The sequence below is a fragment of the Streptomyces luomodiensis genome (assembly GCF_031679605.1).
GTDB classification, from domain to species: domain Bacteria; phylum Actinomycetota; class Actinomycetes; order Streptomycetales; family Streptomycetaceae; genus Streptomyces; species Streptomyces luomodiensis.
On record NZ_CP117522.1, the window covers coordinates 8,120,020 to 8,131,073 of the forward strand.

General features: G+C 73.4%; 9 protein-coding genes. 5 read left to right on the forward strand and 4 right to left on the reverse strand.

What is annotated here, in order from left to right:
• The first annotated feature begins 127 nt into the window (after positions 1-127).
• Positions 128-1,300 (forward strand): RNA polymerase sigma factor, encoded by a 1,173-nt coding sequence (locus PS467_RS34445; RefSeq protein WP_311040044.1) that lies wholly within the window; start codon positions 128-130, stop codon positions 1,298-1,300.
• A 10-nt stretch (positions 1,301-1,310) separates the two neighbouring features.
• Here the strand turns inward: PS467_RS34445 and PS467_RS34450 are convergent, their stop codons facing one another.
• Entirely contained in the window at positions 1,311-1,943 is a 633-nt protein-coding gene (locus PS467_RS34450) for an HhH-GDP family DNA glycosylase (protein WP_311038490.1), read from the reverse strand.
• 63 nt (positions 1,944-2,006) lie between these two features.
• Positions 2,007-3,737, reverse strand: coding sequence for a PucR family transcriptional regulator (locus tag PS467_RS34455; protein ID WP_311038491.1), 1,731 nt, complete (start codon positions 3,735-3,737; stop codon positions 2,007-2,009).
• Between the two features lie 617 nt (positions 3,738-4,354).
• On the opposite strand from PS467_RS34455, the gene PS467_RS34460 reads away from it, so the two are divergent.
• Positions 4,355-6,628, forward strand: coding sequence for a putative bifunctional diguanylate cyclase/phosphodiesterase (locus PS467_RS34460; RefSeq protein WP_311038492.1), 2,274 nt, complete (start codon positions 4,355-4,357; stop codon positions 6,626-6,628).
• Between the two features lie 59 nt (positions 6,629-6,687).
• On the opposite strand, the gene PS467_RS34465 is transcribed toward PS467_RS34460, so the two are convergent.
• Complete coding sequence (locus PS467_RS34465) at positions 6,688-7,077, reverse strand: DUF779 domain-containing protein (RefSeq protein WP_311038493.1); 390 nt, start codon at positions 7,075-7,077, stop codon at positions 6,688-6,690.
• A gap of 167 nt (positions 7,078-7,244) precedes the next feature.
• Complete coding sequence (locus PS467_RS34470) at positions 7,245-7,991, reverse strand: IclR family transcriptional regulator (RefSeq protein ID WP_311040045.1); 747 nt, start codon at positions 7,989-7,991, stop codon at positions 7,245-7,247.
• Between the two features lie 195 nt (positions 7,992-8,186).
• Here PS467_RS34470 and PS467_RS34475 point away from each other — a divergent pair, with 195 nt between their 5' ends.
• Genes PS467_RS34475 through dmpG form a run of 3 tightly spaced genes read left to right on the forward strand, consistent with a single transcriptional unit; the run spans position 8,187 to position 11,043 of the window.
• Positions 8,187-9,080, forward strand: coding sequence for a 2-keto-4-pentenoate hydratase (locus tag PS467_RS34475; RefSeq protein WP_311038494.1), 894 nt, complete (start codon positions 8,187-8,189; stop codon positions 9,078-9,080).
• On the forward strand, positions 9,077-10,021 hold the full coding sequence (locus tag PS467_RS34480; protein ID WP_311038495.1) for an acetaldehyde dehydrogenase (acetylating): 945 nt from the start codon (positions 9,077-9,079) through the stop codon (positions 10,019-10,021). The genes PS467_RS34475 and PS467_RS34480 overlap by 4 nt, the downstream gene beginning before the upstream one ends.
• On the forward strand, positions 10,018-11,043 hold the full coding sequence (gene dmpG, locus PS467_RS34485) for a 4-hydroxy-2-oxovalerate aldolase (protein WP_311038496.1): 1,026 nt from the start codon (positions 10,018-10,020) through the stop codon (positions 11,041-11,043). The genes PS467_RS34480 and dmpG overlap by 4 nt, the downstream gene beginning before the upstream one ends.
• Positions 11,044-11,054: the final 11 nt, after the last annotated feature.

Genomic DNA, 11,054 nt, shown 5'->3' on the forward strand with positions numbered 1-11,054 from the left:
CCGGAGCCTCGCTCGGCGGGCTTCTTTCACCCATCGCTGTACCTCGTTTGGAGTGACCTCAACGATGCACGAGCCGAAGAACGAGCCGAAGAACGAGCCGGTGAACGAGCCGATGCACGAGTCATCGATGGACGAGGCCGAGCTGCGGAGCCTGACGCCGAGCGTGCTCGCCGTCCTCGTCCGCCGCGGAGCCGATTTCGCGGCGGCCGAGGACGCCGTGCAGGACGCACTCGTCGAGGCGGTCCGCGTCGGGCCGGCCGACCCTTCCCCAAGCTCTTCGAGCAGGGGATACCCCAGACGGGATGCGAAGGGCTGGCTGATCACCGTGGCCTGGCGCAAGTTCCTCGACGCCACCCGGGCGGACACCGCCCGCCGCCGGCGTGAGGACCTCGTCGAGAGGGAGCCGGCGCCCGGCCCCGCGCCCGGGGTGGACGACACGCTCCAGCTCTACTTCCTCTGCGCCCACCCGTCCCTGACCCCGTCGTCCGCGGTCGCGCTCACGCTGCGCGCCGTCGGCGGGCTGACCACCCGCCAGATCGCCAGGGCCTACCTGGTGCCCGAGGCGACCATGGCACAACGGATCAGCCGGGCCAAGCGCACCGTCTCCGGTGTGCGGTTCGACCAGCCCGGCGACGTGGCCACCGTGCTGCGCGTCCTCTACCTGGTCTTCAACGAGGGCTACTCCGGCGACGTCGATCTCGCCGCCGAGGCCATCCGGCTCACCCGGCAGCTCGCGGCCGCGGTCGACCACCCCGAAGTGGCGGGGCTGCTCGCCCTCATGCTGCTCCACCACGCCCGGCGCGCCACCCGGACCGCGCCCGACGGCAGCCTGGTGCCGCTCGCCGAGCAGGACCGCGGCCGGTGGGACACCGAGGCGATCGCCGAGGGCGTCGAGCTCCTCCAGGCGGCCCTGGCCCGCGACCGGCTGGGCGAGTTCCAGGCCCAGGCCGCCATCGCGGCACTGCACGCCGACGCGCCCACCGCCGGGGAGACCGACTGGGCGCAGATCGTCGAGTGGTACGACGAGCTGGCCCGCCTGACCGACAGCCCGGTCGTCCGGCTCAACCGCGCGGTGGCCGTCGGCGAGGCCGACGGACCGCGCGCCGGGCTGGCGGCGCTCGCGGCGCTGGACGCCTCCCTGCCCCGCCACGCCGCGGTGGCGGCGTACCTCCACGAGCGCGACGGGGACCTGGCGACGGCGGCCCGGCTGTACGCCGAGGCGGCCGGGAAGGCACCCAGCCTCGCCGAGCGCGATCACCTGACGCGCCAGGCCGCCCGGCTCAACACCCGCCGCCGCTGACCACGCTCCGTCACGCGGCGGCGCGCACCTCCCGCGCGGCGTCCGCGTCCAGCGCGACCCGGACCAGGGCCGCGGCCAGCCGGGGGAGGTCCTCCTCGGCCACCAGCCGCCCCAGCGCCTCGGCGCTCTTCGGCAACCCGACGCGCTCGGCGCCCTCCAGCGCCTTGCGGTCGAAGTACGGGGCGAACTCGGGCCATACGCCCTGTGCCTCCCGCAGGAAGATGTTCACCCCGGCCGGGCCGATGCCGTTGATCTCCCGCAGCAGCTTCCCGGGGTCCCCGGCCTCGCGCATCCGCCGCAGATCCCCCCGGTACTCCCGGTTCACCAGCTCGGCCGCCTCGCCCAGCTGGCCGGCGGTCCGCTCGTCGTAACGCCGGTAGCCGCCCTCGCCGAGCGCGTCGACCCGCTGCTGCCAGGTGGCCTCCGCCATCCGCCGCGGGCTGCGCATCCCCGCGTCGAAGAGGGCACGGGCGGAAGCGACGGCGATGTCGGACCTGATCCGCGCGGACAGCAGATGTGCGAGCACCAGCAGCTGGTAGAGCGGGCCGGGGGTGTTGCGGAGCTTGATCCCGGCCTCGGTGGCGAAGGTGGTGCCCTGCTGGTCGAGCAGGTTGCGCGCCAGGCTCTCGTTCTTGTCGCTCATGTGCGGATACCGCCTCGTCGTGTGATGCCGTGCCTCGGCCACGGGTGCCCGGCGACGCCCCGGTCACTCGGGGCCATTCCTCATGATCTTCCACATACGGGTGGCCACGTGGAGGTTGAGCCTGCTGTCCACGTCCGCCAGATCGCTGCCGCTGATCTCGCGGATGCGCCGCAGCCGGTAGCGGAGGGTCGAGCGGTGGATGACGAGCGCCTCGGCCGTCCGGCTGTAGTTGCCGCCGCGGTCGAAGTACTCGGAGAGGGTCTCCACCAGGTCCGTGTGGTGCAGGGCGTCGTAGTCCAGCAGCGGGCCCAGCCACTCCCGGACGAACCGCTCGACCTCCCGGTGGTCGTTCCCGGTGCGCAGGATCCGGTACAGCCCCAGGTCGTCGAAGAACGTCATGCCGTGCGCACGGTGCGAGCGGCGGCGTACCTCCAGCGCCCGCAGCGCCTCCTGGTACGAGCGGGGCACCTCGCGCGGAGTGTCGCAGGAACCGCCCACCCCGACCGCCCCGCTGTCCGTGCCCAGCTCACGGCCGAGCGCGGTGTGCAGCGACCGCTCATCCGCGGCTCCGTCCGCCTCCGGCGCGCCCTGGACCACCAGGACCGCCGTGTCCGAGCGCAGGGCGGACAGCATCCGCAGGCCCAGGCCCGCGGCCGCCCGGCGCACGGCCTTGAGGAAGACGTCGTCGGCCGGCCGGTCCGCCCAGCGCACCACGATCACATGGTGCGGACCGCGCAGATCGTGGCCGAGCGCCTCGGAGCGGGCGTACGCACCGGTGTCGTCCGTGCCCGCGAGCAGATCGGCGACCAGCTCCCGGCGCAGCCGCAGCTCCACCTCGGCCAGCTCCCGCAGATGGGCCAGCTCCAGGCCCAGCGAGGTCGCGGCCTGGTCCAGCGCCCGGACGGCCCGCGCGTCGGCCCGGCCGTCCGGGTCCAGCAGGAACAGCGCGCCCAGCACCTCACCGCGCGGATCGGCCACCGCCAGCAGCCGGTCCCGCACCCGCACCGGCCGCGGCCGGCGGGCGGCCTCGCGCAGCAGCTCCTCGCGCCGCGCCGGATCGGGCTTGGGGTAGGGGTCCGGGCGGCCCGGACCCGCCCAGGCCCGGAGGTTGCCGAACCGGTCCTCGGCCGCGGCCGCCAGCCCGGTGATCCGGTGCAGCGTGCGGACGATGCCGTCCTCGCCGTCGCCGTGGGCGGCCGAGCGGGCGAGGGCGTCGTGGACCTCCCGCAGCTGGTCGAGGTCGGTCAGCGAGGAGTCCAGCCGCCGCCGTATCGCCTCCCGCTCGTCCCGCGCCCGGCGCAGCTCCACGGCCTGGACGCGTTCCCGGCGGTGCGCGGCGGCGGTGGCCAGCGCCGCCGCGGTCTGCCGGACGAGCAGGCGGAGCAGCAGCCGTTCGTCCTCGCCCGGCCGGTCGCGGTAGCTCACCACCAGGGCGCCGTGCAGCCCGTCCGGCTCATGCGGACCGTCCGGTACGCGCAGCCCGAACGCCCAGCCCCAGGCCCGCCGGGGGAACCGCACCGGCCCGTCCCGCCCGGCCAGCTCCCGGACCTGCGCGTCCAGGGCCCCGGTGGCGCGCGCACCGTCGTGCGGACAGCGGACCAGACCGCCGCCGCCGTCGCCGTCCACGAGCCGCAGATACCCCGCCTCGGCGCGGCCCGTCCCGACCGCGCTGACCTGCGCCATCGCCCGGCGCAGGATCGCTGCCTCGTCCTGGTCCTCGATCCCGTCGAAGCCGCTGAACAGGGTCAGGCAGCGGCGCAACAGCGGATCGTGGGCGGCGGCTGGTGGGGCCATCGCGTCACTCCGTGTGTCCTCATGTGTCGAAAACGGTCCACGTCGCGAGTACCCGATTCATGGCAAATCACCGCATGGGGGCGAAAAGGGTGCGAGGTGTTCGGCATCCTGGGTGCCGGAGGCCGCGCCGAGGCGTACGGAAGTGACGCATTTCCCAATTCGGATGCCGGTCAACGAGGTTGGCGCCCCGCCAGAACCGGGCTCCGGAAGCGGGCTTCGCGGTCCACTTTCACTGGAACGCCCACTGGAGGGACGAGGTCAGCGTGGGCCTCGGGCCGTCGGCAGATGACCGTGGCAGGTGCCCGGTATCACCCGGCCGCGCGCGTCGCCGTGATCACATCCGGATTGAAGATTTCCGTTTTTCCTTTCCTCATCGAACGGTTGATCAGTAATCTCGCCTCAGCAGCGGGTTGCCGTGCCGCTCTCCGGCGTGCTCAACTTCCCCGAGGACGCGGACGACCCGAGGGCGGCCCCGGAAGCCGGAAGAGGGCGAAGGAAGTGCAGGACGTGGACTGGCGGCCGGAGGGCATCGACGCCGCAAGCGAGGACGCGGCGGGCGAGGACGGGCCAGGCGACAGGGGCACACCCCATGTCGGTCGCCCGGGGGAGCGCACGATATGACCTCCGGACCGGGCGGGCCGAGATGTGACGGCGGCGCCGGGGACGCCGCCGGGAACCTCGCCCCCACGGAGAGCGACGCGCTGAGGCGGTTCGCGGGCATCTGGTGCCGGGCCGTCCATCCGCTGGCGGCCACGACGATGAAGCCCGACGAGTTCGAGGACTATCTGCTGCCGCTGGCCCGCCGGTTGAGCGTCGCCCTGCGCACCTCCCCTTTCGACGCCGAGGCGGCGTACGAGGTCGGCGCCGCGCTGGTGGGCGCCCAGTGCACCGAGCCCGAGGCGCTGCCCGCGATCCTGGGCGTCATCGACGCGCATCTGGTGCCGTGCTCGGCGTCCCCCGGGCTGCCCTCCGAGCCGGCCGACGGGCCGCTGACGGACGAAGAGCCGCTGACGGGCGAAGAGCCGCTGACGGACGGGAAGCCGCTGACGGACGAGGAGGCGCGCGCCCGCTGTGTGCGGCTCCAGCACGCCCTGGCCGCCGGATTCGTCCGCGAGCTGCGCAAGCGCGAGCGCGATGAGCAGGAGGCCATCGCGCGGGCCGCGCTGGCCGCCCGGTCCGAGGCCGAGAAGGCGCTGCACGCGAGCGAGGCCAAGTTCCAGGCCGTCTTCGAGGGCGCGGTCATGGGCGTCGGCATCGCCGGACTCGACGGCGAGGTGCTCGTCGTCAACGACGCCCTGGCCCGGATGTTCGGCGGGATGGACTTCTTCCGCCCCGGCCGCAACGTCACCGAGTTCGTCCACCCCGATGACGTACCGGGCGCCCATGAGCTCTACCGCGAGCTGATCAGCGGCGAACGCGACCACTTCCGCATCGAGAAGCCGCACTACCGCGACGACGGCAGCGTGTTGTGGACCAATCTGACCGTCATCCTGCTGCGCGACTCCGGTGGCGCCCCGCAGTACCAGCTCGCCCTCGCCGAGGACATCACCGAGCACCGGCTGCTGCGGGAGCGGCTGCGCTACGAGGCGACCCATGACGAGCTGACCGGGCTGCCCAACCGCACCCTGTTCCTGGAGCGGCTGGACCAGGTGCTCGCCGCCGACGCCGACGCCGAGCGGTTCGGGGTGTGCTACCTGGACCTGGACGGCTTCAAGGCGGTCAACGACAGCCTCGGGCACGCCGTCGGCGACCGGATGCTCAAGGCCGTCGCCGAACGCCTCCAGAGCTGTGTCAGGACCCCCGGCGAGCTGATCGCCCGGGTCGGCGGCGATGAGTTCCTCGCCCTGGTCACCGGCCCCGCGGCGCAGGCCGAAGGCACCGCGCTGGCCCGCCGGATGCTCGCCGCGCTCGCCGAACCCGTCCGGGTCGAGGGCCGTGAGCTCCAGGTGCGGGCCAGCATCGGCGTGGTCGACGGCCGGGCCGGGGAGATCGGCCGGGCCGAGGTGCTGCGCAGCGCCGACATCACCATGTACCGCGCCAAGGCCGCGGGCGGCAATCGCTACGAGCTCGCCGACGCCGACTCCAACGCCCGGGTGATCGCCCGCCACAGCCTCACCAACGGGCTGCCCTCCGCCCTGGAGAAGGGCGAGTTCTTCATCGAGTACCAGCCGCTGGTACGGCTCGCCGACGGCACCGTGCGCGGTGCGGAGGCGCTCGTCCGCTGGCTGCATCCGGTGCACGGAGTGCTCGGCCCGGACCAGTTCATCCCGCTCGCCGAGGACACCGGGCTGATCGTCCCGCTCGGCCGCTGGGTGCTGGAGCAGGCCGCCCGGCAGGCGTGCGAGTGGCGCGACGCGGCCGGGCCCGGCGGTGAGCCGCTGCGCGTCAACGTCAATCTCTCGCCGTGCCAGCTGAGCCATCCCACCCTGGTCTCCGACACGGTGGCGGTCCTGGAGAACTCCGGGCTGTGCCCCAGCGCGCTGTGCCTGGAGGTCACCGAGAACGACCTCGTCGGCGCCGACGAGAGCGCCCTGCGGCCCCTGCGGCAACTCGCCGACCTGGGTGTGGACATCGCCCTGGACGACTTCGGCACCGGCTACTCCAACCTGTCGTACCTGCGCCGGCTCCCGGTGAGCACCCTCAAGCTGGACCGCTCCTTCACCCGGGGCATGCAGCGCGCCCCGGCCGATCCGGTCGACGTCAAGATCGTCGAGGGGATCGTCTCGCTGGCCCATACGCTGGACCTCGCGGTGACGGTCGAGGGCGTGGAAACCGCCGTCCAGGCCGAGCACCTGCGGGTGCTCGGCTGCGACACCGCCCAGGGCTGGTACTACGCCCGGCCCGGCCCGCCCGAGCGGCTGCACACCCTGGCGCTGGCCGACGCCAGCTGAGGGCGCCGAGCGGCCGCCGCCCTGGCGGCGGCCGCTCGGCGCCCCCGCGGGCGCGCCGCTCAGCCCGCCTGTTCCGGGGAGTGAGCCTGCTCCAGAGGGTCCGCCTGCTCCAGCAGCCGTGAGCGGATCAGGAAGCGCACGCCCTCCGGCGCCTCGAGCGAGAAACCGCTGCCGCGGCCCGGCACCACGTCCACCGTGAGATGCGTATGCCGCCACCGCTCGAACTGCGAGGCCGACATCCAGAACCCCACCGGCTCCTGGACCCCGTCCACCTCCAGCTCCCCGAGCAGCACATCCGATCCGCCGGTACGGAACTCACCGAGCGGATAGCACATCGGCGCGCTGCCGTCACAGCATCCGCCGGACTGGTGGAACATCAGCGGGCCGTGCTCCGCCCGCAGTCTGCGGATCAGCTCGGCGGCGGCCGGTGTCAGGGCGATACGGTCCATGGGCGATCCCTCTCCGATCGTGGTCACCGGGTTGCCAGGGGCCCCATTCAGCACACTCCCCGCCACGTTGCGAGAACGTTGCCCACACAGCGTCAGCGGCGCGGTGGCGCTCGCCGCCGGGTGACGGTTGGGCCGACTCCACGCCCGGGTCGCGGCGCGCCGCCGCCTCAGGAGCGGTCGCCACGCCCCGCGTCCCGGCCCGAACGCAGCACCCGGGACAGGCCGAGGGCGGCCGTCCGCACGGCCGGCGCCAGCTGGGCGGGGCGGAAGCGGGCCCGCGGCACGGCCACGGACAGTGCGGCCACGGCCGTCGGCCCGTCGAAGACGGGAGAGGCGATGCAGCTGACGCCCATGGCCGCCTCCTGCTCCTCATAGGCGAGGCCGGACACCTGGATCTGCTCGATGGCGGTGCGCAGCCGCGCCGGGTCGGTGACCGAATGCGGGGTGAGCCGGGGCAGTGGCTCCGCCAGCACCTCCTCGGTCAGCTCGTCGCCGGAGAACGCCAGCAGGGCCTTGCCCACGCCGGTGCACGTCAGCGGCAGCCGGCCGCCGATGCGGGACGGCAGCGACAGGGCCTGGTGACCGTGGATGCGCTCCACGTACACCACGTCGTGTCCCTCCCGCACACCGAGGTGGATGGTCTCGTGCGTGGCCTCGAAGAGGTCCTGGAGGAAGGGCAGGGCCGACTCGCGCAGGCCGTGCCGGCGCGGCACCAGCGACCCCAGTTCGAAGAGCTTGCCGCCGAGCCGGTAGGTCTCGCCGTCGCGTTCGAGCAGACCCAGGCGCACCAGGTCGGCGCAGAGGCGGAACGCGGTCGTCTTGGCCAGCCCCGTACGGGCGGCGATTTCTGTGAGACGGAACGCACCGCCGTCCGGCCGGAAGCAGTCCAGCACCACAACCGCCTTGTCGAGCATGTTTCCCTGCGCACTGTTCCGTGTCATGGAACGTATTTTGCCCCCGCTCGGAGCCCCCGCCTATACCTGGCATGGCACGGGCCGAGCAGCCCATGCCACTTCTCCACAGCCCCGACCCGCCCCGAACCCAGTCCCGGAGGTACCCCGCATGCCCGTTCCGCACCGCCGCACCCGCGCACACGGCCGGAGGCGAGGATGAGCGCCCATGAGTCCGCGGGTGCCGTGGCCAAGGTGGTGGCCGTCCTGGACGAAGCCATCCGCAGCGGCGTCCCCTGCCCTCCGGTGCGCTCGCTCCTGCCCGAGGCGGACGTCGAGGCGGCCTACGCCGTGCAGCGCCGGTACACCGAGCGCGCCGTCGCCGCGGGCCGGCGGCTGGTGGGCCGCAAGATCGGGCTGACCTCGCCCGCCGTCCAGCGGCAACTCGGCGTCGACCGGCCCGACTTCGGGGCCCTCTTCGCCGACATGGCCGTGCCGGAGGGGGAGAAGATCGCCCCCGGGCGGCTGCTTCAGCCGAAGGTCGAGGCGGAGGTCGCCCTGGTGCTCGGTGCCGACCTGCCGCACCGCGACCCGACCGTCGCCGATCTGCTGCGGGCCACGGCGTTCGCGCTGCCCGCGCTGGAGATCGTGGACAGCCGGATCGCCGACTGGGACATCACCATCGTCGACACCGTCGCCGACAACGCGTCCTGCGGCCTGTTCGTCCTCGGCGGCACCCCCGTCCCGCTGGACCGGGTCGACCTGCGCGGTGTGACGATGACCCTCACCAAGAACGGCCGGACCGTCTCCGAGGGCACCGGCGCCGACTGCCTGGGCAGCCCGCTCACCGCCGCGCTCTGGCTGGCCTCCACCCTCGCCGGTCTGGGCGACCCGCTACGGGCCGGAGACATCGTCCTGACCGGCGCGCTCGGCCCGATGGCCGTGGCGGCCGAGGGCGACGAGTTCACCGCCCGTATCGAAGGTCTCGGCACCGTCGGCGCCGCGTTCGCCTCCTCGGCCACGGAAGCGGGCACGGAAGCCACGGAAGCCACAGAAACAGCCACGGAAGCCACGGAAGCGGCCCCGGGAGCCACGGAAGGAGCCGGAGCATGACCACGAAGGTCGCCGTCATCGGATCGGGCAACATCGGCACCGACCTGATGATCAAGGTCCTGCGGCTCTCGGACTCCCTGGAGATCGCCGCCATGGCCGGCATCGACCCCGGCTCGGACGGCCTGGCCCGCGCCCGCCGTCTGAAGGTCGCCACCACCCACGAGGGCGTGGACGGCCTGACCGGACTGGACGAGTTCGCCGACGTGTCCCTGGTGTTCGACGCCACCTCGGCCGGCGCCCACCGCCGCCACGACGAGGTGCTGCGCGCGCTCGGCCGCACGGTGGTCGACCTCACCCCCGCCGCGCTGGGCCCGTACGTGGTGCCACCGGTCAACGGCGACGCCCACCTGGACGCGCCCAACGTCAACATGGTCACCTGTGGCGGGCAGGCCACCATCCCGGTCGTGGCCGCCGTCGCCGCGGTGACGCCGGTGCACTACGGCGAGATCGTCGCCTCGATCTCCTCGCGCTCGGCCGGCCCCGGTACACGGGCCAACATCGACGAGTTCACCGAGACCACCTCCGCGGCCATCGAGCGGGTCGGCGGCGCGGCCCGCGGCAAGGCCATCATCGTCCTCAACCCCGCCGAGCCGCCGCTGATCATGCGGGACACCGTGCACTGCCTGGTCGGCGACTGCGACGACGCCGCGGTGACCGCCTCGGTGGAAGCGATGGCCGAGCGGGTGCGCGCTTACGTCCCCGGCTACCGCCTCAAGCAGAAGGTGCAGTTCGACCGCGTGGCGGCGGACGATCCGCTGCGGTCCCTGCTGCCCGCCGGGGAACGGTCCGCGGCGGCCGCGAAGGTGTCGGTGTTCCTCGAGGTAGAGGGCGCCGCCCACTACCTGCCCGCCTACGCCGGCAACCTCGACATCATGACCTCGGCCGCCCTGCGCACCGCCGAACGCATGGCCGCCCACAGCTCGGAGACGGTGACCGCATGACCCCCACACCCACCCTCTACGTCCAGGACGTGACCCTGCGGGACGGCATGCACGCCGTCCGCCACCGCTACACCGTCGACCAGGCCCGCACCGTCGCCACCGCCCTCGACGCGGCCGGGGTCGCCGCGATCGAGATCGCCCACGGCGACGGCCTGTCCGGCTCCAGCATCACCTACGGCGTCGGCGCGCACACCGACTGGGAGTGGATCGAAGCCGTCTGCGACGCCGTCGAGCACGCGGTGCCCACCACGCTGCTGCTGCCCGGTATCGGCACCCTGCACGACCTGCGCCGGGCCCACGCGCTCGGCATCCGCTCGGTCCGCGTCGCCACCCACTGCACCGAGGCCGACATCTCCGCCCAGCACATCGCCGCCGCCCGCGAGCTCGGCATGGACGTGGCCGGTTTCCTGATGATGTCCCACATGGCCGAACCGGCCGAACTGGCCCGCCAGGCCAAGCTGATGGAGTCCTACGGCGCCCACTGCGTGTACGTCACCGACTCCGGCGGCCGGCTCACCATGGACGGCGTCCGGGACCGGTTCCGCGCCTACCGCGATGTGCTGGACCCGGCCACCGGACTGGGCATCCACGCCCATCACAACCTCGGGCTGGGCGTGGCCAACTCGGTCGTCGCCGTCGAGAACGGCGTCACCCGCGTCGACGCCTCCCTCGCCGGCCAGGGCGCCGGAGCCGGCAACTGCCCACTGGAGGCGTTCATCGCGGTCGCCGACCTGATGGGCTGGGAGCACGGCTGCGACCTGTTCCCCTTGATGGACGCCGCCGACGACGTGGTACGCCCACTCCAGGACCGCGACGTGCGCGTCGACCGCGAGACCCTCACCCTCGGCTACGCGGGCGTCTACTCCAGCTTCCTGCGCCACGCCGAGGCGGCCGCCCACCGGTACGGCCTCGACACCCGCACGATCCTCGTCGAAGTGGGCCGGCGCAAGATGGTCGGCGGCCAGGAGGACATGATCACCGACATCGCGCTCGACCTGGCCGCGCGGCACACCGCCGGCTGACCGCGAGGGGC

Bases quoted from the DNA above. Each gene is read 5' to 3' on its own strand.
- PS467_RS34450 (WP_311038490.1), bottom strand. From the start codon at position 1,943: ATGAGCGACAAGAACGAGAGCCTGGCGCGCAACCTGCTCGACCAGCAG.
- PS467_RS34475 (WP_311038494.1), top strand. From the start codon at position 8,187: ATGAGCGCCCATGAGTCCGCGGGTGCCGTGGCCAAGGTGGTGGCCGTC.
- PS467_RS34460 (WP_311038492.1), top strand. From the start codon at position 4,355: ATGACCTCCGGACCGGGCGGGCCGAGATGTGACGGCGGCGCCGGGGAC.
- dmpG (WP_311038496.1), top strand. From the start codon at position 10,018: ATGACCCCCACACCCACCCTCTACGTCCAGGACGTGACCCTGCGGGAC.
- PS467_RS34470 (WP_311040045.1), bottom strand. From the start codon at position 7,991: ATGCTCGACAAGGCGGTTGTGGTGCTGGACTGCTTCCGGCCGGACGGC.
- PS467_RS34445 (WP_311040044.1), top strand. From the start codon at position 128: ATGGACGAGGCCGAGCTGCGGAGCCTGACGCCGAGCGTGCTCGCCGTC.
- PS467_RS34480 (WP_311038495.1), top strand. From the start codon at position 9,077: ATGACCACGAAGGTCGCCGTCATCGGATCGGGCAACATCGGCACCGAC.
- PS467_RS34465 (WP_311038493.1), bottom strand. From the start codon at position 7,077: ATGGACCGTATCGCCCTGACACCGGCCGCCGCCGAGCTGATCCGCAGA.
- PS467_RS34455 (WP_311038491.1), bottom strand. From the start codon at position 3,737: ATGGCCCCACCAGCCGCCGCCCACGATCCGCTGTTGCGCCGCTGCCTG.